Source organism: Chitinophaga sp. YR573, from assembly GCF_900110995.1.
Lineage (GTDB): Bacteria > Bacteroidota > Bacteroidia > Chitinophagales > Chitinophagaceae > Chitinophaga.
The window spans coordinates 236,812-260,544 of sequence record NZ_FOJF01000003.1 but is presented as its reverse complement, the minus strand read 5'-3'; the positions used below and the strand labels follow the sequence as shown (position 1 = coordinate 260,544).

Genomic DNA, 23,733 nt, shown 5'->3' with positions numbered 1-23,733 from the left:
AATCAATAATCATCTGCCGGTGGCAATGCTGCCAACGCTTCTTTTGCTGAACGTATATTTGTATTTGCAGTATCCTTTACCACCTTCCCATCCCGTAACATCACGGTCCGTGTACTGAAAGCCGCTATATCCGGTTCATGTGTCACAAACACGATCGTCTTCCCCTGCACCTGGTTCAACTCCTGCATCAGTGCTATAATCTCGTAAGAGGTACGTGTATCCAGGTTACCGGTGGCTTCATCCGCCAGTATCATCACAGGCTCATTCACCAACGCCCGCGCAATTGCCACACGTTGCTGCTGCCCACCGGAAAGCTGGTTAGGTGTATGGTCCAGCCGGTCCGCCAGTTTCACCGCTTCCAGCGCATTTATCGCCTTCTGCTTACGCTCCTCATAACTGACAGAGGAATTATAAAAAAGCGGTAACTCCACATTCTCCAGCGCCGACGTACGTGGCAATAAATTATACGACTGAAACACAAATCCGATTTTACGATTACGCAACCTCGCCAACTCATCCCGGGATAATCCACCTATGTTCACTCCATCCAGCATATACACCCCATCACTGGGTTTATCCAGGCATCCCAGTGTATTCAGTAAAGTAGTCTTACCCGAACCACTACTCCCCATAATAGTCACAAACTCACCCGCCATCACATCAAAAGACACCCCTCTTAAAGCATGCACAGTCTCCGTTCCCATAGTAAATGAACGCTTGATATTCTGTAATTCAAGTATCTTCTTGCTCATCGTCTTCTGCGTTGTGGCATAAACGGACTGGCACCACTCGCCGCTGCCGCAGCAGCCGCTTTCGTTTGCCGTTGCATACCTGTGATCACTAATTCATCATCCGATAAGCCGGATATAACCTCTGCATGTGTATTATCATTCAACCCGATCACCACTTTCTTCTGCAATAAAGTATCCCCCTGCTGCACCCACACATAATTAGCAACAGACTTTACATGATCCGTTGTTTTAGTCCGTACCGTATCCCTGCTGCCACCTGTTACCGGTTTGGAACTCTTATGTTTTTCTGCTGCCGCCGGCGCCGTAGCTATCACCACAAATTGCTTAGACATAGAAGAATCCGGTTTAAACATCAGCGCCTTCGCAGGTATCAGCATCACATTTTCTTTTTCTTTCGTATAAATAGTAACAGTAGCCGTCATACCCGGCTTCAGTTTCATATCATCATTAGGAGCGCTGATCATAGTCGTATACGTTACCACGTTAGAAGATACAGCAGGACGTAATCTTACTTCCTGTACCTTCCCCGCAAATACATCATCTAAATAAGCATCTACGGTAAAAGATACCCGCTGACTATCTGCCACGTTACCAATATCCGCTTCATCCACGTTTGCCTGTACCTGCATTTTAGTAATATCTTTTGCAATAACAAACAAAGTAGGTGTACTGAAACTAGCTGCTACTGTTTGTCCCACGCTCACACTCCTGCTTAATACAACACCATCTATAGGAGAATAAATATCTGCAAAAGACAAATTCCTTTGTGCAGATTGTAAAGAAGCCCTTGCACTTTCCACACTGGCTTTAGCCGCAGTATACAGATAATACTGGTTATCATAATCTGCTTTGCTTACCGCCCCCACTTTATATAACTGGTCCTCTCTTTTAAACTGTGCATCCTGGTAAATCAACTGACTCTGTGCACTGGCTAACAATCCTTTATTACGGTCTACTTCCGCCTGTAAAAGGATCTTGTCCAGCTCTCCCAGTAATTGTCCTTTTTTTACTGTGGAGTTAAAATCAGCATAGATATATTTCAGTGTGCCGGACACCTGCGTACCCACCGCCACGGTATCTACCGGTTGTACTGCACCGGTAGCAGTAACACTGGTGAAGATATGCCCATAGGTAGGCTTCTGTGTGTCAATCACAACTAGTTGTTCTTTTTTCCGGAAATAGAAATACCACACGGCTACTCCCGCCAGTAGTATCAATATTGCTATAATCACCTTCTTATTCTTCATCCGTAGATAATTTTATAACTTAACGGGAATACCCCTGTAAAAATCGTAGATCCTGATATAAAGCGCCGAGCTGTATTTAGCCTGGATATAAGATTGTAATGCCTGCACGTACAGGTTTTTCTGTTGCAGCACTTCCACAGTATTCGCGGCCCCGATCTTCAGCTGCTCATTCGCGATCCTGTAACTTTCCTGCGTATAACGCAGTTGTTCCACTGCCGCATCATACTGCGATTGCGCATTTTCTACATTGATATAAGCCTGTTCAATCTCCTGAGATAAAACAGTACGTGTATTCTGCAAGGTGAGTTGTGCCTGTCCTACTTCCAGTTTTGATTTCTCCTCATTTACTTTGTTTGCTCTTCTGCTGAAAATAGGAACAGATAAAGTAACCCCTATCTGCTGATAGAAATTATTATCCAGCTGTTTCAGATACGAGTAATAAGTATTGGCGCCGAAGCTTGATCCTATACCAGCACCGGCGGTCAGTGTAGGTAAATACCCTGCCCTCACTTTCTGCAATTCCAGTTGTGCGGATTGAACACTCAGCTCACTGCTTTTTACTTCCGGTCTGTTGGCCAGTGCATACTGCTGTACTTCCCTTAACGGAGAAAGAGAAGTAGCCATTAGCGTATCCGGCTCTACTACTTCAAAAACAGTATCCGTAGGCAGTTGTAATAACTGTTTTAATGTAAGTATATTCTGACGGTGGGTGTTTTGTGCAGTCACCAGTGTATACTTGTCATTGGCCAGTTGGGCCTGTATCTGTACCAGGTCTTTCCTTGCCACAGAACCTGCATCATAGAAATACTGTTCCTGTTTCAGCTGTGCTTCAGAGGTAGCCACTACATCCCGTACATACACGATATTCTCTTTAGCTAAGAGAATATTGAGATAAGCCTGGGTAATCTGTAAGGTGATATCATTTTCTGAAGCCAGTAAGTCCAGTCCTGCTACTTTTGCCAGCAGGTCCTTTTGTTTGATATCATTTTTCAGATATCCTCCATTATATAAGGTAACAGAAGAACTGGCGGAAGTATTGAATGAAGGAACAAAATCTCCGTTACCGGTAGATTTAACGTGAGTTAAAGTAGGTGATAATGAAGCGGACAGATTAGGCAATACGGCTGATCTGGATAATAACTGGTCCTGTTCCGCGCTTCGTGCATTTAAACGAAGACTGTTTAAAGTGATGTTATTCTGCTTTGCATAATCCAGGCATTGCTGCAGGTCCCATCTTGTAACGGTGGTACTATCCTGTGCGTATAAAGGAAATGCCTTGAAAAGGATAAGATAAAGGATAAGCCTGCGCATGTGTTTATTGACCATATTAATACTTTTCCCAAACCCCTCTGTCATACTCGTCATTCTACACAGATAAAGTCATAAAAAGCGTGCCACAGGAAAGGGCTTTCATTGGAGGAGGATGGCTCTGATTATAACACAGAGATGGCCAGAATGTTTGTGGCAGGGGTTCTTACAAACACAAAGCCCGCCAGTGGCGGGCTTTGTGTTTAACAATAATTAATGTTAGTTAACAGTACTTAACAGTAGGCCGGATTCAACTCAATCTCTCAAACCTACTTACCAATCTAACCCCTCAACCTATTCATCCTGTTTCAATCTACTCAGCCTACCCTCCTTCCTGTCTCCTTCCTATCTCCTTCCTGTCTAAGCCGTATTAACCGCGCACTTTCCTTATAGGGAATAACTCATCACAATCAGATTCAGGGAATTTGGCGCCAGCACCACCTTACCCATCTTATCTCCTACTTTATTGATTTCCACAGGTTTTACTACCCCGGGATTATCCAGTGTATTAAAATCTCCTTTATCCGTGGCTGTTAATACCTGCATCACCTCTATATGATACCCCCTTGGTCCTTGTGGTTTTATAGTATAAGTCTGGGCTTTACCGGATGCATTCACCACCTTCAGGAATACCTTATGTTTAGCAGAATCAATTGTAGCACTGGCATACAGGCTATCTTCCCCTGCCAGGGTATGTCCGTTACTCAATACGGGAACAGTTTGTACGCCCCTGTTATTCGCAAACAGCTTCTGTACATAGTAATTAGGCGTACCCACAGAGCGCAGGTTATCAAACCATATAAGGTCCGGGCGCCACTGCCAGGCATCCACATGGGCCAGTAAAGGCGCATAAGAAGCCATCTGCACCACATCCGCATTCCTTTCCAATCCGGTCATAAACGCTGCTTCTGCCAGGGCACTGCCCCAGGTATTACGCGTTTCCGCCCCATCCTTCTCCTTATCCTTCACATGAGCAGCATACTCCCCTGCAAAGATCTTAGGCGCATTCCGGTCATAATTATCGTATCTGCGGGCATTTTGCAGGAACCAGTCGGGCGACATATAATAATGCTCATCCACCAGGTCCGCATGTGCTGCTTTCATCTCCGACCATAAGTAATCAAACCTGTCACCATCAGGAGAAGGTCCCACACTGGACACCAGCTTAATCTCCGGATGTTTCCCCTTCAACACCTTTTCAAAGAGTTTATACCGGGATACATACTGACTATCCCACTGCTCATTCCCCACTCCCATCATCTTCAGGTTAAATGGTGCAGGATGCCCCATATCTGCCCTTAATTTTCCCCAGCGTGTATCTATAGTCCCATTGGCAAATTCTATCAAATCCAGCGCATCCTGGATGTAACTGTCCACATCCTCTGCCACTTCTCCCGTATTAAACTGGCAGGCCATCCCACAATTCAAAATAGGCAATGGAGAAGCGCCTATATCCTCAGCCAGCTGGAAGTACTCAAAGAACCCCAGCCCGTAACTCTGGAAATAATCCCCCGGTGCCCTGTGACTAAACTCCGTATTCCAGCGGTTCACGATCAGGGTACGGTCTTCCACCTTCCCTACTGTATTCTTCCATTGATAACGATTCGCCAGGTCACGCCCTTCTACGATACATCCCCCCGGAAAACGTACAAACCCCGGATGCAGATCTGCCAGCAGCTGCACCAGATCTGCTCTTAAACCGCCGGGACGCTGCTTCCAGGTATTAGCAGGGAACAGGGAAATCATATCCACATCCGCTTCCCCTGAAAACGATATGCGTAAAGCACCCTTTGCCACTGTTTGCGCAGCCGTAAGGGATACCGTGTATTTCTGCCACTCAGTACCGGCAACAGCCACACTGCCATGCCCTATATCTTCCCCTTTCTCATTTACCAATACCACGTTTACCCCGGCATTCCCACGTGCCCACACAGAAAAATTATACTGCTCCTGCTGCGTAAGCCCCATCCCTCTGAACCCCTCATTCACCAGGGCCAGATCTCCGGTAACATGCGCATAACGGGGATTCGCCTTATTATCGGCACGGTTCACGATCAGTATTTTCCCTTTTTTGTCTACCTGCTTCCACCCCATCAGCGGCTGCGTAAACTCAAAAGACCGGTTCTTTACCAGCTCAGCATATAATCCCCCATCTGCCGAGAAATTGATATCCTCAAAAAAGATCCCCCACATCGTTGGCTGAACAACGGCTTTAGGGGACAAAACCTGCACAGTAATCGTCTGTGCAAACGACATACAGCTAAAAAATAACAGATAAACGAAAGATGTAATTTTTGTCATAACGGTGGAATTAACCAGCAACAAGGTACTGACAGAATTTAACATACACAACACTTACAGCTATTTTTAATGTATATCTGACACATATAACAAAAAATACAAAAAAATAGTCCTGCCAGTAACCCCGGCAGGACTCAAATACAATAAAACGGTTTAGATGATTTCTAGCAAATCGTCCATTTAGACGTCCACACTGTTGTGGTTGGAGCCGCCAGTTTCTTTGACGCTGTAGTCATACTTAAATTAGCAATCTTGATTTTGCTCAGGTTCAGTTTCTTTGAACTTTCCTTTTTCATAATTGTGTGAGTTGATGGTTACAAAAAAATCAGCCCTTTCTGCAATCAAACGTGTGTTGAACTGTCGTGGTTGGCTGAGTAGGACTCTTCACTGCAGAAGTTTCCTTTAACGTAGCAATTGTGATCTTAACAAGTTGCAGCTTCTTTGAACTTTCCTTTTTCATGATGATATGATTTTATGGTTATACAAAGTAAATTACCAGATACCACTGCAACAAGATCTCAGTGAAACTCACCCTTTCAGGGCATAAAAAACCCCGCTGGTAATGCACAGCGGGGCCTTCAATAACTAAACGGAATTACAGCGTGTCACCAGGTGTGTCACCGGCACAAATGATAGTGATAGAGCAAATCCATGATCCGGTAATGGCCTGCTGCTTAACAGTATTGGCCGTACTCAGATTAGCAATTTTAATCTTCCCCAGTTTTAACTTTTTTGAATTGTCCTTTTTCATGTGTGAGAGGTTTTAATAGCTTTAAATTAACCCATCCCACTGCAATAGATTATCAGCCCGTTAAAATGATGACTTAAGATATCCAATCACTTCAGAGGTCTCCAGTACATCAGGATTATATTGCCTCAACGACTCAGTAATGAGCGGATATTGATCCACATAATTTAAATCAGGGATATGCTCCAGCGAAAATTCTCTCATCACACTTTCAAACAGTGCAGCATCCATTCCCCAGTGTTGAATAAATTTTCCTTTCTTAACATACAGCACTATCAACACATCTTCATCCTTATGAAAAAGCCCGAATTCAAGAAATCCGTCCTGCGTTAATTCCGTCTTATATTTCGCCAGCTTCGCAATGATCTCCTTCGTTTCCACATATTCAGTATTAGACTGATTTTCGTCATCTATATTCTTATACAACAACTTCATCCTGGGATAACATACCACTTCCGCTAATCGCTCAAATAAGGCCCATAATCTTGAATTATCAATATTGATTTCACTGAAAATCGTATAAGGTTCACCCTCATCTATATCATTTCCTCTGAAAGCATATCCTTCTACAATCTTTGCGGACTCCCGCGCTTTCATTCTCATCAGCATTATAGGATCGGAAGATACTTCATCTATCCTTGGTACCCTGATGTTAACAGGCAGTTCTAATGGTTTCATATATAAAGTATAAAAAAAGTCAGCCGGAATATCCGGCTGACTACTATACAAGGTACTATTTTTGATTATTAATAGTTCGAATTCTGTACCAACACACCCTTACTCCTGTCTATTTCCGACTGAGGCAGCGGGAAATAGTAGTTTTTAGGCTTGGTGAATGTACGCGCAGCCTCTATTACCTGTCCGTCAGAACCCAGCTTAGGTTGATTATAGATAGTAGCAATATTAATAAGACCTGCTTTATCCCAACGCATAAGGTCCTGATGACGTTCATTTTCGCCACACAGTTCTACCCTTCTTTCATGCATTAATGCAGTCATCCCTGCACCACTTACCGGAGTAAGACTGGCAGAAGCACGTGCACGTATAGCATTGATCTCAGCATCGCCGGCACCAGCACCTGATTTACGGATTTTAGCTTCTGCTACCACCAGGTAAATATCAGCACTGCGTAATAAAGGATATTTCAGTGAATAGTTCAATCCACCGGAGCTTTTCCATTCGTTGAACTTATGGTAATGATAACCGGTTGTTGACAGGCTCGCTGTATAGGTAGCTATTTCTGTTCCTATGTTGATCTGATCTCCCGGTTTCATGATACATACATCCTTACGTGGATCACCTGCTTCAAATTCATCTACCAATCCTTTTACAGGTTGGAAGAAGTTCCAGCCACCCCACTCACGCGGACCATGATAGGTAGTAAAGTCGGAATAGCCCCAGCCATCAGTAGTCTGTACATTCAATAGCATTTCGCTGTTATTGCTGGTAGCTGCAGTGAAGTTGGCTGCATAAGTAGGTGCCAGCGCATAATTGGTGTTGGTGGTTACCTTTGTGCCGTACTCAATCGCCTTATCCAGGTTATCCTCATAGAGGTATAATTTGGACAGCAATCCCCAGGCAGTGCCTTTATTCACACGGCCAGCACTATACGCCTCTGGTAACAGGTCGGCTGCTTTTAACAGGTCGGCCTCTATCTGTGCATGCACAGAATCCACAGAAGATTTTGGATTATTGTAATTCCCTGCCAGTACATCCGCTTCAGACACCAATGGAACTTCTCCGTAAACCACCGACAAACGCCAGTAAGCAAAAGCACGGAAGAAGTATGCTTCTCCCAGACAACGGTTTTTGATATCCGCGTCAATAGCCGTAATGTTAGGAATATAGATCAGTGCATTGTTAGCACGATTGATCGTTTCATACTTCCATTTCCAGGGTGCTTTTAAAGAAGGATTGGAAGCATCGAAAGTGAAAGTTTCTATAAGGGCATCCTCCGGATGGTCTCCTGCATGATATTGATCATCAGAACAGTTATCATAAGTGAAATCAACGAAGCCGGTATAATCTTCTTCCAGTAAAATATTGTAGATACCAGTGATTGCATCTACAGCATCACTTTCATTACGCCAGTAGTTGCCAGTTGTATAAACACCCTTCGAATCAACATCCAGTACTTTATTACACGCACTGGTAAAGAGTACAACCCCACTTATCAGTAATATATATTTCATACGTTTCATAATCATCATCATTAAGCAGGTTAAAAATTAAGTGTTGCACCGAAAACAAAACTCCTTGCCTGTGGATAGGTAGCCACATCTACACCACGCTGTCTGTTGCCATCGGTAGAATTAGGATAACCCAGTTCAGGGTTCAGACCTTTGTATTTAGTAATAACAAATATATTCTGACCAGTTGCATATATCCGAACATCTGATACGCCGGAATGTCCCCACACATTAGAAGGAATAGTGTATCCCAGTGTAGCATTACGGAGCGACAGGTAATTACCACTTTCTATAAAACGATCGGAAGTACGATAATTCTGATTGTCACTTGTCAGGGTCATACGTGGCATACTGTTGCTGGTACCTTCGCCATGCCAGCGCTGCATCGCTTCTGCATACATATTATATGGATAGGTAGGATCAAGACCCTGCATCCTGTCGGCATTATACAGTTTTACGCCTAATACACCTGCAAAAGAAAGATTCAGATCAAATCCTTTATAAGAAGCTCCAGCCTGTACACCAAATGTCACCTTAGGATTAGGATTACCCAGGTAGGTACGGTCCTGATCATTTACAATACCATCGCCATTAACGTCTAAGAAACGTACATCTCCTGGCTTGATATTCGCCTTGTTAGGATCATTTGCGATATTGGCATCATTGTCAATAGCAGACTGATTCTGGTAAATACCATTCGTTTTCCAGCCATAGAAGGAAGCAATAGACTGACCTACATAAGTGCGGGAGATCTCCTGATTCTGCCTGCCATACGTAGTAGAGCTGATGAAAGTCCCCGCTTCATAGAGCTGTGTAATCTTATTCTTTATAAAGGAAGCATTCGCGGCTACATTATAACGGAATTCACCTTTACCACCCAGGTAACTTACTTCTATTTCCCAACCCTTGTTATTCAGCGCACCAATATTCCGATCAGGAATAGTAGAAGTTCCATGCTCATCCATTAAAGGAGCAGGCACCAGCATATCCTTGGTGTTTTTGTTAAAATAGGTGATGGTAGTATTCAGTTTGTTCTGGAAGAAACCTGCTTCCAGACTGATATTGGTCATTTCTGCCTTTTCCCAGGTGATATCAGGATTAGCCAGTGCTGAGTTCCAGATACCGGTAGCAGTATTATCTCCGAAAGCATATTTCCGGTCTTTTTTGATCAGTGCCAGGTATTGGAAATCTGCTACACGCTGATTACCCAATGCACCCCAGCCACCGGTCACTTTCAGATTGCTCACGAAAGAAACATTGTCCTTAAAGAAGGTTTCATCAGAGATCCTCCAACCGGCAGAGAACGCAGGGAAATAACCCCAGCGGTTATCTTTAGGGAACTTGGAAGAACCATCAGCCCTAAAGGTAGCTGTGAACAGATATTTGTCTTTAAAGCCATAAAAAGCACGCATAAAACCAGAAGCAATACCAGTCTCCGCAACATAGTTACCAGAAGCATCATGAATATCGGTACCATTATCCAGCACACGTTGTGGAGTAGTTTCATCGTTATAACCCCAGCGTTCTGCCCTGAAATAGCTACCCTGTGTTGTTTGTTGTGAATAACCACCGGTAAGGGTTACATGGTGATTCTTGGCAAATATTTTATTCCAGGTCAGAAATATTTCCGCCAGCTCTGAACCATCTGTTTCTGAACGTTTAATAAGAGCAGCATGGTCAGTTGTACGGGTTTGGTCCAGTACTTTAGGAGTAAACTTAGACTGATTGAAGATCGTACCATCATATGCATAGTTGGCGCGTAAGGTAAGACCGTCCAGGATCTGTACCTCTCCATATATACTAGCCAGCATCCGGTAATTTTGGGAAGTTCCGTCTGTAGTTTCTGCTGTAAAAACAGGGTTATTAATATCCCCCAGTTCACTGTTTGCCTTACCGGTACCATAGCTGCCATCTGCATTTCTTACAGGGATAGCCGGGTTGAAACGCAGGGCACTGAAGATGAGTCCTGTTTGAGTAGAATAAGTATCAAAACCATCTGCCTGTCCTTCTGACTGTCTGTAGGTCAGCTGCAGGTTCTCTCCTACTTTCACGCGTTTACCGATCTTATGTTCGGAGTTGATACGCACGCTGTAACGTTTGAAATAGGTATTCTCGATCAACCCTTTTTCATCGTAATAACCACCACTGAAAAGATAATTGGAAGTAGCATTACCACCACGTAAGCTCACATCAGCGTTGGTAGTCTGACCGGAACGCAGCAGCGCCTTTTGCCAGTCGGTACGCTGTACCGCATAGTAAGGGTCCTGCCAGAAAGTATTAATAGGAACACCGTCGTTTGTATAACGTTCCTGCTTCAGCTGCACCAGTTCAGGAGCAGTCAGTAAAGGAATATAGCGGCGTACATTGGACACGCCTTTATATATATTAAAAGATGTTTTCAGTTTTTCGCCATACCCGCCTCTTTTAGTAGTAATGATGATCACACCATTCGCAGCACGTGTACCATAGATCGCAGAAGAAGATGCATCTTTCAGGATTTCCATGGAGGCGATGTCATTAGGACTCACATCACTTAATCCTGTTGCAGGTACCCCGTCGATGATTACCAGCGGATCTGCATTGTTGATAGTACCTGTACCGCGGATACGGATAGCAGGTTCAGTTCCGGGAGATCCGTCTGAACGAACGATATCCACGCCACTCACTTTACCCTGTATCGCCTGAGCGGCATCGCTCACGGGCAGGTTTTTGATATCTGATCCTTTAATAGTGGAGATGGTACCGGTAACGTCCCGGCGGTTCTGTACACCATAACCTACTACCACTACCTCTCCCAGTCCTTTGGAAGTAGCCTGCAGGGATACATTGATCACTGTCTGCTCACCAATAGTAACTGTCTGTGCCTGGTAACCCAGGAAAGAGAAGGAAAGCGTTTTACCTGCATCTGGCACGGTGAGCTTAAAATGCCCGCTACCATCTGTAGTTGCACCAACGCTGGTGCCTGGCACAGTAACATTCACGCCCGGCAGACCACTGCCATCTGCGGCATCTGCAACCTTACCGGTAACAGTTCGCTGCGCAAGCGCTACCCCTGCGAACAGGCATAAAAGGATAACCAGAAAGCTTTGCTTTCTAAAAAATGATGTGTGGCTCATAAAGGAAAAAATAAATGATCAAACGTGTTAGGAATACGACTATAATACAAGTGTCCGAGCTATCAGCTTCTACAATACATTCACTGTTCTGTTCTGTTTATGCAAATGACAACGAGCTAAAAGTAAGCGAACAATTAAAGATAAGTTGATACTATTTTACCTATGCTACATAATGCTTTAACATTTCGTTAAGAGTTTTTTGGTTGATTCGGGTAGCTGATACCCGGTTATGTGCCCCCTGTTCTACATACTGTTAGACTTTCTTACCTACTCCTTCAAGTAGAAGTGCAAATTATGTTCAAATTTACTCAAAAAAGATAATTATCCAAATCTCTTAAAATCAATGACTTAATTATCATAACAATCCTTTTAACATTTCTTTAGAGTATTCAAGCAAGGTTTTAGTAAGATAGTCTGTACCATAATTTATTGATTTTTTATTTAACCAGTTAAAATTGAAAAACCATGAAGAAGCAATTATTAACGTTTGGCCTGATGGCCGGCATGGGAGCATTCGTACTGTCAACGAGTTTTGCAAACAACATTAAGGCAACAGACACACTCACAGCCAACCAGACGGACACCGCCAGCTTTTACAGAGACACTGTAAGTATGAAAAATGACACTGCCAGCTTTGTACGCGACACAGCAAGTTTTGTGCGTGACACTGCATTACTGAAAGACACTGCAACCTTCGTCTTTAAGGCGGATACAGCTACTTTCAAAGTTGCCGATACAGCTACAGCGTTTAAATCAGACACAGCTGCCTTCAAAGCAGATACTGCCAGTTTCGCTGCCCATCTGAATGCAGCTATGGGAGATACTGCTGCCATGAAAGCTATCAAAGACACTGCTTCCTTTAAACAGGATACAGCAAAAGTTTTAGGAAAAAATATCGTTTCTTTCAGTAAGGATACTACAACTCCGCAACCTACTGATACGTCTAAGGCCCCTAAAGCTCACGCGCTGAAGGCTAAGGACTAAGGAACAAAAATCATGAACGGAAATCATGTGGACAGTAAAAAGTCCCGGACAATTGTCCGGGACTTTTCATTTGTATAAACAATGTGACAATGTGTAGTTTAGAAATTGTAACCAGCCTTCAGACCGAAGAAACCAGCAGTACCATCCTTGATCCAGGCTTCGTACTTGGCTTCAACATCCAGTCCTAAGAAACGGATACCGATACCTGGTGCAAAAATAACCGGTGCACCATCATTGTCTTTACCTACTCTGTTGGCAAGGCCGCCTTCCACCTTCAGATACAGCAGGGGGAAAGGGAATTTGTACTTCACACCTACTCTTACAGGGATAGCCTGCAGGGCGGTGTAGTCGGTGCTGATGGTACCACCTTCACCGTCGCTCATGGTAACACCCTTTTTACCAGGGAAACGCATGTAACCAACGGAACCGGTAACGCCGAAACCAGCGATCAGTTTAATATCTGCATTTAAGCCTGCACCGATACCGGTATTATGTGTGTCGCCCAGATCTCCAACAGGGAATCCGGCTTCTACATAAGGGCCAATGCTGAACCTTTTCAATTGTGCCTGTGAATTACTGCTGGCTCCTAAGAGTACTGCAAGCAGCAGACAGGTGATGTAAATGGTCTTGATCATACAGGATATTTTAAAATTCTTACAAATGTAAGTAATTCATACCTAAATGAACAAATGAGAATTACTGGGGAAGTACCTTAAAAGTAGTGTCTCTGTGAATACTGTCTGTAACAGGGGGAGTTTTGGAAAAAGAGGAAGACGGAACAGCGGCAGAAGTGGCTTCATTGGAGCTACCCGCAGGTAATCCCATCTTTGCCATCTCTTTTCTTGTTTTAGCATCAAAGAGATACTGAGGATGTTTCTCTTTGCGCAATCCATCTTCAAAACGATATTCTGCCCCCATACGCGGAGGAGGACTCTGATATCCATGATTGGATGCGCAGCTGCTTAATACAACAACGCCTGCCATCATACATGTATGTAGCAGCATGAAGGCAGGTTGTCGTAATTTAAACATGTTTATTGGGGGTTTACTGTCCATTATCAATAACGTACTTTAATCTTTATTTATTGTGATTTTTTTGTGATGGCGCTTTGTACCATTACAAAAAAATTGAAGGGGTTTTGCAGGGCTTCGCCCTGCACCCAAAAATCAACCCAGTTTTGTTGCGACAAAACCAGCCTCTGCTACAGCTTTGATCACATCCTCTGCAACAAGTCCTTTATCAGAAGATACTGTTAAAATCTTCTCAGGATTCTCTGTATCTACTTTCCATCCATCTGTACCTGCCGTTGTATTCAGTGCAGAAGTTACTTTGGCTACACAGCCACCACATTTGATATTCGTTTTAAACTGTAATGTTTCCATTGATCTGTTATTTTTATAATGAGGAAAATTTTAATCTTAAACTATTACTGACCACAGATACAGAACTAAGTGCCATCGCTGCGCCGGCAATCATAGGGTCCAGCAGGAAACCATTTACCGGGTACAATACACCTGCTGCCAGCGGGATACCTATCAGGTTATAGATAAATGCCCAGAAGAGATTTTGCCTGATAGTCCTCACCGTTTTACGGGATAAGTTCAATGCTTTGGGAATACTGTTCAGATCTGATGTGATCAGTGTCATCTTTGCCACATCCATCGCTATATCCGATCCTTTGCCCATCGCAATACTTACATCTGCTTGTGCCAGCGCCTGGCTATCATTGATCCCATCTCCGACCATCCCTACTATCCTGCCCTGCTGTTGCAACTCTTTCACAAATGCAGCCTTATCCCCGGGCAACATCCCTGCCTTATAATCTTTGATCCCTACTGCTGATGCTACCGTTGCTGCTGTTTGCGTATTATCACCCGTAAGCATATACACAGTAATACCCTGTTCCTGTAACGCTGCAACAGCCTTTGCAGAAGTCTCTTTGATCTTATCTGCAATAGCAATGATACCGGCTACTTTTTTACCGGCGGCAAACAGGATCACTGTTTTAGCCTGCGTCTGCCATGCTGAAATCTTTGCCAGCATCACGTCTTCAGGATAAATATGATGATCTTCCAGCAGCCCCGCATTACCTGCCAGGTACGCTTCACCATGATATGTTGCACTAATTCCTTTACCGGTAACACTCTCTATTTTGTCCAGTTCTTTACCAATAACATCCAATGAAGCTAAATGTTTTACTATCGCTCCCGCCAGCGGATGCTCCGACTGCTCCTCCATCGCCATCAACACGCCCATATCTGCTTCAGGTAAGAAGTATACATCTGTCACCGCAGGTTTCCCTTCTGTGATCGTGCCTGTTTTATCTAATACCAGCGCATTCACTTTATGCGCCAGCTCCAGACTCTCCGCATCTCTTATCAGGATATTATTATCCGCTCCTTTCCCTACACCCACCATAATAGCAGTAGGCGTAGCTAAACCCAATGCACACGGACAAGCAATCACCAGTACCGTCACTGCCGCCAGCAACCCATGCGTAAATGAATGATCAACTATCATCCATACTGCAAAAGTCAGTACCGCAATACCTATCACCACCGGCACAAAGATGCCGGCAATTTTATCTACCAACTGCTGCACCGGCGCCTTACTGCCCTGTGCTTCCTGCACCATCTTAATAATCTGCGCCAACACAGTATCTCCACCCACTTTCTCTGCCTTAAAGCGGAAACTCCCCTTCTGGTTGATAGTCCCGGCAAATACAGCAGCTCCTGCTTCTTTCAGTACCGGCACCGGCTCCCCGCTGATCATACTTTCATCTACATAAGAAGAGCCACCTGTTAACTGTCCATCAACAGGTATACGCTCTCCTGGTTTTACCAGAATAATATCTCCCACCATCACCTGCCCAAGCGGCACTTCTCCCTTAGACTCTACCGTTACCATTTTAGGTTGTAAGCCTATCAGTTTCTTCAATGCAGAAGAAGTGTTCGACTTCGCCTTTTCTTCCAGCATCTTACCAAGAGAAATAAACGCAATCACCACAGCCGCGGCCTCATAATATACATGTGCATGTAACCCGCGCTGATGCCAGTATTCCGGGTACAATGTATTAAACACGCTGAATAACCAGGCCACACCGGTACTCAACGCTACCAGTGTATCCATATTAGCCTTGCCATGACGCGCCTGTTTAAATGCATTGATAAAGAACCCACGACCTACATAAAATACCATCGGTGTAGATAACAAAAACATGATCCAGTTGGCATAAGGAATATCCATAAAAAACATCCCTATCACCACCACTGGCACAGACAATATCAAAGACGCAATCGTTCTTTTCTTCAATGCATTATACTGATTCCGCTGTGCAGCTTCCTGCACTTCTTCCCTGTTCTCCGTATCAATTACCAGGTCATACCCCACACTTCTTACACTCGTCCTCAGCACTTCCCGGGTCACCGCATGATCATCATAGGTAACAAGGGCAGACTGATTAGCAAAATTAACGGCAGCCCCTTCTACTCCCGGCACAGAAGAAAGCATAGACTCTACACTCACTGCACAGGCGGCACAGCTCATTTCCAGTACAGGGAACGTTTCCTTTATAATATGTTTTGTATTTGCAGCCATACTACAAAGTTAGGATGGCTGCGAAGAAGGGTTGTTATACGATGAGGAATAATATGTATATAATTATGACTATACCATATCCAGAGGCTTGCGGTCATTCCCCTTTAACTGACGGTAACCACTAGGTGTTAAACCCGTAATTTTCTTAAACTGTTGTGACAGATGCTGTACACTGCTATAACCCAGACTATCAGCTATTTCACTGAGGTTCATTTCATCATATTGCAGCAATTCCTTCACTCTTTCAATGCGTTGCAGGATCACATATTTCTCAATGGTCAGTCCTTCCATACTGGAAAAAACAGTAGACAAATAATGATAATCAGTGTCCAGCGCTTCCTGTAATACTACAGATAATTTAGTATTGAGAGCGGCATTATCTTTACCATGGATCAGGCGTATAATAGTGGTTTTCAGCTTCTCTATCAGCGCTGTTTTTTTATCATCCAGCAACTCAAACCCAAGCCCATGAAGGCGTTCACCCAGTACCTTCAGCTTTTCAGGCGAAGGTGTTGAAGTAAGGCTCACTTCTCCCAGGTCCATATGCGTAAAACCCATGTCCAGCTTCTCCAGTTCCTGCTGTACCACCAGGATACAACGGTTGCAAACCATATTTTTTATGAATAACTCCATTGCTATCGATTGAATGCACAAAGTTAGCGGATAATACAGATATATTGAATATATTAACAGTATCATTGTTATTCTTAATACTTATATGCATCCAAAATTATCCCTGTTACTGCTCGCATTCTTTAACTGTACAGTTATTTATGCGCAACAACGTTTATCCCAGAGCCGTCATACCAGTCCTTATACATATGTCTATGCACTGAATGATAAAGAAACAATACAGTTATATAACAAAGGATTTGATCATGCAGATGAAAAGCTGTTGCATACACTCATAGACTCCTTCCCTACCGGCGGAGAAATTCCGGCAAGCATTACCCCGGGGAACTATCTTAAAGTATATGTAAAGGAAAATACCCTGCAGATGGAGCCTTTAATCATATCAAATCTCATCTGCAAACTGGTCAATAACAATAAAGACCTGGTCGTTGTATTACATACGCGGCAAGGTGAACTGATAAAAGATGCAAGCGTACAAACAGGCAAACATCCTTTAACTTATGATGAGGCAACACAATCCTGGCGACTGAATAACTATGATAAAAAAGGGTTCTTACAGATTCATTATAAGGGATTATTAACCTGCGTGGCCATGGAGCATCAGCCACTCCCAAACTTCTGGAAAAAGAGCTGGTATAAAATAAAAAGAATTGCCCGCCTATGGCACAGGAAAAATTACAGGAGAAATAATAATTACTACTATACAAATCGCGCAACTAACAGAGGTTTCATTGCATTCAGCAAACCAATCTACAAGCCTTTAGATACAATAAAAGTAAAAGGATTTATAGTAGATAAAAAAGGTTCTCCTATTAATAGTAAATTACTTTTAAGATTAAGAGTGAGCGGTAATGACCCTGATATAGACACCATCCTTACTACTATCTCTCCATACAGGCCCGGCGCTTATGAATACAAGTTTGTATTAACAGACAGCCTTGACATTGATCTGGATGATGATTACATCATTTCCCTGGAAACCACTGATAACAAAGGAAAAGAATTAGAAGACAGACATATACTGATGGAAGGGAAATTTACCTATGAGGAATATGAACTGCATTCCATTACCTTCTCAGCCAGAACAGATAAAAAAGAACATACCCGTCATGAACCCGTAGCGCTGTATGTAAAAGCTACAGATGAAAATGATCTGCCGGTAATGGATGGAAAGATATCAATAGTCATTAAAACCGGAACTATCAGTAACTATTATGCTCCTAAACTTTTCATTCCTGATACATTATGGCAATATTCACAACCAATGGATGCGCTGGGTGAAACGAAGATCCTGATACCAGATAGTATATTTCCACCGGCTTCACTCAGTTATAATATTGAATGCGAATTTCTCAACAGCAATAACGAATCAAGGAGTAGCACAATAAGACAGGAGTATAAATATGATACAAAAGGCTTTAAGTTTAAGCTCATAAATGACAGCCTGCATCTGACTTTCAGCAATGCAGGTAATCCCGTACAACAATCAGCCTGGCTGTACGCACTCAATAGTAAGGAAGATACCCTACAGGCTACAAAACTGCTACTTCCTGCTACTATCAAAGTAAATCCATTTGCTACCGAATATGAACTGAACAATGACACATTGTATGAAACCTATGAACTGAAAGATGAAATTTCCGGCATACAAAATATAAGCACCCGCACCCGCGACTCCATTCACATACAAATCAGTAATCCCCGCAATTTATATTTCTGGTATACCATTTTTGCCGGTAAAAAAGTGCTACAACGTGGTTACGGAAATTCACTGCAATGGAACGCAGCAACTATCACAGATAAACATTACTTCCTTGCCATCCAGTACATATGGGCAGATAAAGTGTATAAAGAAAACTCCACTATTCCTTATATGGAAAAAAATCTGGCCATAGACATTATTGCTCCGGCTAACGTTTATCCAGGTCAACATGCACATATAGGAATAGCGGTAACAGATGCCAATAATGACCCCGTGGCAGATGCAGATATAACAGCATATGCATTTACGTCTAAGTTTGATAATCCAAATACACCACAGATTCCTTACCTGGGTAGATATTATCCCGGAAGAAAAGGTATTTATGAATATTCACAGAAGCAATCAAATATTGCTGACCTGTATACACAACTCAACTGGGAAAAGTGGCGCAGGGAAATGGGACTCGATAGTATCCGTTATTTCCAGTTTCGTCATCCCGATCCAATCTTCCGCTATTATGAATCTGCCGGGGATAGTGTAACTCAGGTGGCCCCTTTTGTAATGGGAAAAGGAAACTTCATCCCTGTACATGTTATTTATATCAATGAGCTACCGGTGTATTTCAGTCAGGCCGATCAGCTACAGCCATATAGTTTTGCCATCCACCCGGGCTGGAATAAAATAGCGCTGCGCACACCTTACCAACAGATCACTTTCGACAGTGTACTGATAAGAGAAGGGGTAAAAAACTTCCTTAGTTTCGATACATCGGGAACTGCTGAAAATGTAAGCATCACTCGCAGACCATTTATACTAACAGATCATGAAGTGATGAATCTGGGAAATTATATGATCAGGGTGGAGAATATCTATGATTATCCCGCATATATCAGACAAAACAATCGCTATTACTGGATGAATGCGGAATCAACAAATCGTTATAATTATCGGAATAACAGCTTTTTAACCGGACCATTAACCGGAGCGGATGCAACACTTATTGTAAAAGATAACTTTGATCAGCTTTTTGTTCCTGAATCTGGATATACATTCAACATACGGAAGGGACTGATAAAACAAAAACAGTCCTACCCCACCAACCTTTTCTCAAATGTACTTCCGTTTGGCGAGGCAGTAGAAAATTTGAGCGGAGAGCCAATTACAGAAGGCGCCATTGACAGCATCCTGACAGAAAAACAACAATCAACTTTAAGAACGAATAATCTATCTGGATACATTAGCAATGGAAGCCAGTATGAAGGACGTTTAAATATCCATTTACAAAACGATACATTATCCTGGAGAAAAGATGTTTTACAATTCTTTTTATTCAGATACGATGATCCGCAATATATAAGAGCGCTGGCAGGTAATGCTACCAGTTTTGGGAAACTGGAATCAGGCAGTTATAAATTACTCGTGCTGCTTACCAATAACCGGTATTTTATAACAGACAGTATCCATGTAAAGGAGAATGGAATTAACTATTATAATATATCCTCTTTCCCTCTTCAACAGAACGGCAAAATGATAACAGATCTGAAGGAAGTCCTCAAAACGGCTACATATATCAGCAGATGGAGTAATCAGCCCGTAGAAAGAATTGCAGAGACGTTTAACCAGACACAGATGAGTGCCGCCAGCCTTACACGTGGTATAAGCGGAATTGTACAGGATAACAAAGGTGATCCACTCCCCGGCGTTCCTGTAAGATTAAAGGGAACATCGTTTGGCACTATTACCGATAAAAACGGTGCATTTAGTCTGAATGTAACACCGAAAGGAATACTGTATGTGGCGTTTATCGGATATTTGAAAAAGGAAATAAAAATTACCGACGCTGATAGTTATAAGATTACACTGATGGAATCTGTTTCAGCACTAGAGGAGGTAGTTGTTATTGGCTATGGCACAACGCAGAAACGCTCACTATCCTATAGCGTCTCTACCATATCTACGAACGATCTGGCAGGAAGAGTAGCAGGCGTCCAGATAAGAGGTACGAACTCTCTCGGCGTAAATCAACAACCGCTGATTATAATAGACGGGCTGCCCTTCAGTGGCAAAATGGACGATCTAAAACCAGAAATGATCAAATCCATGAAGGTACTAAAAGACGCAGATGCTACTGCCATTTATGGAGCAAGGGGCGCAGCAGGTGTGATCATTGTCACAACCGGCAACGCAGCTGCCAGTACAGACGCAGCCACTCCTGACCAACCCGCCCCCGGCAACACCCTGCGCAAAAACTTCCATGACGATGCTTTCTGGCAACCACGCCTTCGCACAGATGCCAGCGGCAAAACATCCTTCGACGTCACCTTCCCTGATGATATCACCAACTGGCGCACTTTCGTCATCGCCATGACCGCCCACAAACAAAGCGGCATCGCAGAAACAAAGATCCGCTCCTTCAAAGCGCTCAGCGCCAACCTGGGGCTGCCTAACTTTGCAGTAGAAGGAGACACTATAAACATCATCGGCAAAATGCTGAATTACATGCCCGATAGCATCACGGTAACCAGAACCTTCACCGTCAACGACAGCATCTATAAATCAGGGCCTAAGAGCTTTAAAAATGCAGGCATTGATACCATGCCGGTATACATCCACCCTGCCGATAGTGTAGCATTTAAATACACCACCCTGAAAGACGGTTATTTCGATGGAGAAGAAAGGAAGATCCCTGTAATAGAACAGGGTACTACAGAAACTACCGGCTTCTTTGCCGCCCTGTATAAAGACACTTCGTTTACCTACACACCGGTACATACAGAACCGGTTAAAATATATGCTTCATCAGCAATACTACCCATATTAGAAGATGAAATAAAACATGTACAGCGGTATGAATACCTCTGTAATGAACAACTGGCATCTAAACTAAAAGCCTTCCTGCTGGAAAAGAAAATCTTTAAAGGAGAAAAAGGCGAAAAGGATATCAAAGAACTGATCAACCGCCTGAACAAAGGCAGGAAAGATGCACTCTGGGGCTGGTGGGAAAATACCCCCGTTTCCATATGGGTATCCAGGCATGTAATAGAAGCGCTGCTGATGGCAGAGGAAATGGGATACACCACTAATATGAACAAACAAATCCCCTTAGATTACCTGGTATACCAGTTAAACAGTGGCAAAGAAAGAGATAGCATCGGTTGTATGCTGCTCTTATCTCAACTCAATGCAAAAATTGATTACAAGAGTTATATAGATAGTTTCAAAGCCCACACTAAAGTAAGTGCATACGAGAACCTGCGCATCGCCTTATTACAGCAAAAAACAGGATTACCGGTAAACATACAAAGTGTATTATCCGGTCAGCAACATACCTTATTCGGTAATCCTTACTGGGGAGAAAACAGCTATCGCTTATCAGACAACAGCATACAACATACCCTGATGGTCTATAAGATCCTTCGCAAACAGGGTGGTTATGAAGATCTCTTACAAAAGATCCGCGGTTACTTCCTGGAACAAAGAAAAGATGGCTACTGGCGTAATACCTACGAGTCGAGTCTCATCCTGGAAACCATCCTGCCCGATGTAATGGCAGAACAGCAGGCCGGTGCCCCCGAACTGACCATCAACGGCAAAACAATTACTACCTTCCCCTACGCAACAGAACTAAATGCGCCTGTAAGTGTTAGTAAGAAAGGTAAGTTGCCGGTATATTTCACTGCCTACCAGCAATATCATAACAGGCAACCGGAAAAGTTGTCCAAACCATTCACCGTAACATCATCTTTCAATAAACAAAAACTCAAAGCAGGAGAGCCGGTAACACTCACCATAGATGTGGATGTAAATGAATCAGGAGATTATGTAATGGTAGAGATCCCGATCCCTGCGGGCTGCTCCTACAAAGACAAACCACAATCATGGTACAACAACGAAGTACATCGCGAATACTTCAAACATAAAGTAAGCATTTTCTGTAGCAGCCTCACAAAAGGCAAACATACTTTTACTGTTTCACTCCTGCCAAGGTATACAGGTAGTTATTATCTCAACCCGGCTAAGGTGGAATTACAATATTTCCCTGTGTTTATGGGAAGAGAAGGTCTAAAAAAGGTGGATATCCGTTAAGGCTATCCACTTTTTCCTCTTACATTTACAACCATACTTTATCAGTCATGCCCAAACTATTCTATTTTTCAATGGCACTTGTCCTGGCAGGATGCGTTGAAAACAGCAAAGCACCTATATATAATGATACTGACACAGTTGCTATCACAAAGAACGTTACAACATCAAAGCAAAAGGCCTTACCAGAAAAAGTAATCGCTGAAAGGCTCAGCGGCACCGTTACTTTACTGGATACCATCAATGGCCGGCGGATAGCCACCCTTCATGATAACGTGTTACTGAACGCCGGTATACCTAAAGGCAACTGGGTAATGGTAGGCATCGAAACAGAAATCACCCCGGTACAGGATAAAAGCCTGATGCTGAAAAAAGGACAAAAGCTACTGATAAAAGGCAAACCTGTTGGGGAAACACTGGAAGACATTCAGCTGGAACTAACCGGGCAGAATAAAGAAGGCGCCAGAACAGGTCTCTTTTACGGATATATGCCCGCCGGTAAAATCAAAGCCGGCTCCATCATAGAAACAGCCCTCAGCGAATACTTACGGCAGCATCCCGGCAGAACACTGCCAGATATGCAGTCCTTCATCAAACAGTTCCAGTTACAAGCCACCGGTTTCAACGAACCCTTCCTGGAATATGCCAACTACGAAAGTACCGTAGATAATCCCTCCCCTGCTTACCGCACCGTACTGATATTCTATAAAAATAAACTGATAGGCGTTGCCGGCTCCCGGCATACAAAGCTGCAGGGGACAACCGAACATAAGCTGGACAGAGGCTTTCATGGTTATTTCTTTGCAGATACTGATAGTAAACTGCAGCAGGAATACATCAGAATGTTCAATAACTTCATCAATTCCGTGGATTAAATCTCAACATGATAAAAATAATTTTGCACCGACCAGTACTTTAGCAAATTTCCTGCGTCTATATATATGTACCATTAAACATTATACTCTTTGCACTGATTCTGTGCGATTTGATACTAATAAGTTACGATTTAGATTTTATCGTAAATGAAGCGGGTTTCTTTTAAGTTACCCGCATTCTATATTATGCCTTGTTT

At 43.2% G+C, this 23,733-nt stretch carries 17 protein-coding genes; 3 read left to right on the top strand and 14 right to left on the bottom strand.

Annotated features, from left to right (window positions below; translation table 11 throughout):
* Window positions 1-2: 2 nt before the first annotated feature.
* The 9 genes from BMW86_RS27455 to BMW86_RS27425 all read right to left on the bottom strand — a co-directional run bounded on the left by BMW86_RS27455 (window position 3) and on the right by BMW86_RS27425 (window position 11,661).
* The gene (locus BMW86_RS27455; protein ID WP_089786237.1) at window positions 3-752 is read right to left on the bottom strand and encodes an ABC transporter ATP-binding protein; all 750 of its coding nucleotides are present in this window, start codon (window positions 750-752) and stop codon (window positions 3-5) included.
* The gene (locus tag BMW86_RS27450; RefSeq protein WP_089786235.1) at window positions 749-1,999 is read right to left on the bottom strand and encodes an efflux RND transporter periplasmic adaptor subunit; all 1,251 of its coding nucleotides are present in this window, start codon (window positions 1,997-1,999) and stop codon (window positions 749-751) included. Before BMW86_RS27450 ends, BMW86_RS27455 begins: the two co-directional genes overlap by 4 nt.
* 12 nt (window positions 2,000-2,011) lie before the next feature.
* On the bottom strand, window positions 2,012-3,325 hold the full coding sequence (locus BMW86_RS27445) for a TolC family protein (RefSeq protein WP_089788184.1): 1,314 nt from the start codon (window positions 3,323-3,325) through the stop codon (window positions 2,012-2,014).
* Between the two features lie 369 nt (window positions 3,326-3,694).
* On the bottom strand, window positions 3,695-5,608 hold the full coding sequence (locus BMW86_RS27440; protein WP_089788182.1) for an alpha-L-arabinofuranosidase C-terminal domain-containing protein: 1,914 nt from the start codon (window positions 5,606-5,608) through the stop codon (window positions 3,695-3,697).
* 164 nt (window positions 5,609-5,772) lie between these two features.
* Complete coding sequence (locus BMW86_RS33240) at window positions 5,773-5,904, bottom strand: hypothetical protein (RefSeq protein WP_255373026.1); 132 nt, start codon at window positions 5,902-5,904, stop codon at window positions 5,773-5,775.
* A 299-nt stretch (window positions 5,905-6,203) separates the two neighbouring features.
* Window positions 6,204-6,359, bottom strand: a complete 156-nt coding sequence (locus BMW86_RS32915) for a hypothetical protein (RefSeq protein WP_177189420.1) — start codon at window positions 6,357-6,359, stop codon at window positions 6,204-6,206.
* A 60-nt stretch (window positions 6,360-6,419) separates the two neighbouring features.
* Window positions 6,420-7,034, bottom strand: a complete 615-nt coding sequence (locus BMW86_RS27435) for a hypothetical protein (RefSeq protein WP_089786233.1) — start codon at window positions 7,032-7,034, stop codon at window positions 6,420-6,422.
* A gap of 68 nt (window positions 7,035-7,102) precedes the next feature.
* Window positions 7,103-8,557: a RagB/SusD family nutrient uptake outer membrane protein gene (locus BMW86_RS27430; RefSeq protein ID WP_177189419.1), complete on the bottom strand. Its 1,455-nt coding sequence runs from the start codon at window positions 8,555-8,557 to the stop codon at window positions 7,103-7,105.
* Between the two features lie 20 nt (window positions 8,558-8,577).
* A complete protein-coding gene (locus tag BMW86_RS27425) occupies window positions 8,578-11,661 on the bottom strand; it encodes a SusC/RagA family TonB-linked outer membrane protein (protein WP_089786231.1) in 3,084 nt (1,027 codons plus the stop codon).
* Between the two features lie 465 nt (window positions 11,662-12,126).
* On the opposite strand from BMW86_RS27425, the gene BMW86_RS27420 reads away from it, so the two are divergent.
* Entirely contained in the window at window positions 12,127-12,645 is a 519-nt protein-coding gene (locus BMW86_RS27420; RefSeq protein WP_089786228.1) for a hypothetical protein, read from the top strand.
* Between the two features lie 98 nt (window positions 12,646-12,743).
* Here the strand turns inward: BMW86_RS27420 and BMW86_RS27415 are convergent, their stop codons facing one another.
* The 5 genes from BMW86_RS27415 to BMW86_RS27395 all read right to left on the bottom strand — a co-directional run bounded on the left by BMW86_RS27415 (window position 12,744) and on the right by BMW86_RS27395 (window position 16,876).
* The gene (locus tag BMW86_RS27415) at window positions 12,744-13,280 is read right to left on the bottom strand and encodes a hypothetical protein (RefSeq protein ID WP_255373025.1); all 537 of its coding nucleotides are present in this window, start codon (window positions 13,278-13,280) and stop codon (window positions 12,744-12,746) included.
* Window positions 13,281-13,341: 61 nt separating this feature from the next.
* Window positions 13,342-13,677 carry a hypothetical protein gene (locus BMW86_RS27410; RefSeq protein WP_089786226.1) on the bottom strand — a complete coding sequence of 112 codons (336 nt, stop codon included), beginning with the start codon at window positions 13,675-13,677 and terminating at the stop codon, window positions 13,342-13,344.
* A gap of 135 nt (window positions 13,678-13,812) precedes the next feature.
* Window positions 13,813-14,028 carry a heavy-metal-associated domain-containing protein gene (locus BMW86_RS27405; protein ID WP_089786223.1) on the bottom strand — a complete coding sequence of 72 codons (216 nt, stop codon included), beginning with the start codon at window positions 14,026-14,028 and terminating at the stop codon, window positions 13,813-13,815.
* 13 nt (window positions 14,029-14,041) lie between these two features.
* Window positions 14,042-16,243 (bottom strand): heavy metal translocating P-type ATPase, encoded by a 2,202-nt coding sequence (locus BMW86_RS27400; RefSeq protein WP_089786220.1) that lies wholly within the window; start codon window positions 16,241-16,243, stop codon window positions 14,042-14,044.
* Between the two features lie 69 nt (window positions 16,244-16,312).
* Window positions 16,313-16,876, bottom strand: a complete 564-nt coding sequence (locus BMW86_RS27395; protein WP_089786217.1) for a helix-turn-helix domain-containing protein — start codon at window positions 16,874-16,876, stop codon at window positions 16,313-16,315.
* Between the two features lie 85 nt (window positions 16,877-16,961).
* Here BMW86_RS27395 and BMW86_RS27390 point away from each other — a divergent pair, with 85 nt between their 5' ends.
* A complete protein-coding gene (locus BMW86_RS27390; protein ID WP_089786216.1) occupies window positions 16,962-22,664 on the top strand; it encodes an alpha-2-macroglobulin family protein in 5,703 nt (1,900 codons plus the stop codon).
* A 47-nt stretch (window positions 22,665-22,711) separates the two neighbouring features.
* On the top strand, window positions 22,712-23,536 hold the full coding sequence (locus tag BMW86_RS27385; protein WP_143056712.1) for a hypothetical protein: 825 nt from the start codon (window positions 22,712-22,714) through the stop codon (window positions 23,534-23,536).
* Window positions 23,537-23,733: the final 197 nt, after the last annotated feature.

Coding starts and splice junctions, on each gene's coding strand:
- BMW86_RS27455 (WP_089786237.1), bottom strand. CDS start 752: ATGAGCAAGAAGATACTTGAATTACAGAATATCAAGCGTTCATTTACT.
- BMW86_RS27450 (WP_089786235.1), bottom strand. CDS start 1,999: ATGAAGAATAAGAAGGTGATTATAGCAATATTGATACTACTGGCGGGA.
- BMW86_RS27445 (WP_089788184.1), bottom strand. CDS start 3,325: ATGGTCAATAAACACATGCGCAGGCTTATCCTTTATCTTATCCTTTTC.
- BMW86_RS27440 (WP_089788182.1), bottom strand. CDS start 5,608: ATGACAAAAATTACATCTTTCGTTTATCTGTTATTTTTTAGCTGTATG.
- BMW86_RS33240 (WP_255373026.1), bottom strand. CDS start 5,904: ATGAAAAAGGAAAGTTCAAAGAAACTGAACCTGAGCAAAATCAAGATT.
- BMW86_RS32915 (WP_177189420.1), bottom strand. CDS start 6,359: ATGAAAAAGGACAATTCAAAAAAGTTAAAACTGGGGAAGATTAAAATT.
- BMW86_RS27435 (WP_089786233.1), bottom strand. CDS start 7,034: ATGAAACCATTAGAACTGCCTGTTAACATCAGGGTACCAAGGATAGAT.
- BMW86_RS27430 (WP_177189419.1), bottom strand. CDS start 8,557: ATGAAACGTATGAAATATATATTACTGATAAGTGGGGTTGTACTCTTT.
- BMW86_RS27425 (WP_089786231.1), bottom strand. CDS start 11,661: ATGAGCCACACATCATTTTTTAGAAAGCAAAGCTTTCTGGTTATCCTT.
- BMW86_RS27420 (WP_089786228.1), top strand. CDS start 12,127: ATGAAGAAGCAATTATTAACGTTTGGCCTGATGGCCGGCATGGGAGCA.
- BMW86_RS27415 (WP_255373025.1), bottom strand. CDS start 13,280: ATGATCAAGACCATTTACATCACCTGTCTGCTGCTTGCAGTACTCTTA.
- BMW86_RS27410 (WP_089786226.1), bottom strand. CDS start 13,677: ATGTTTAAATTACGACAACCTGCCTTCATGCTGCTACATACATGTATG.
- BMW86_RS27405 (WP_089786223.1), bottom strand. CDS start 14,028: ATGGAAACATTACAGTTTAAAACGAATATCAAATGTGGTGGCTGTGTA.
- BMW86_RS27400 (WP_089786220.1), bottom strand. CDS start 16,243: ATGGCTGCAAATACAAAACATATTATAAAGGAAACGTTCCCTGTACTG.
- BMW86_RS27395 (WP_089786217.1), bottom strand. CDS start 16,876: ATGGAGTTATTCATAAAAAATATGGTTTGCAACCGTTGTATCCTGGTG.
- BMW86_RS27390 (WP_089786216.1), top strand. CDS start 16,962: ATGCATCCAAAATTATCCCTGTTACTGCTCGCATTCTTTAACTGTACA.
- BMW86_RS27385 (WP_143056712.1), top strand. CDS start 22,712: ATGCCCAAACTATTCTATTTTTCAATGGCACTTGTCCTGGCAGGATGC.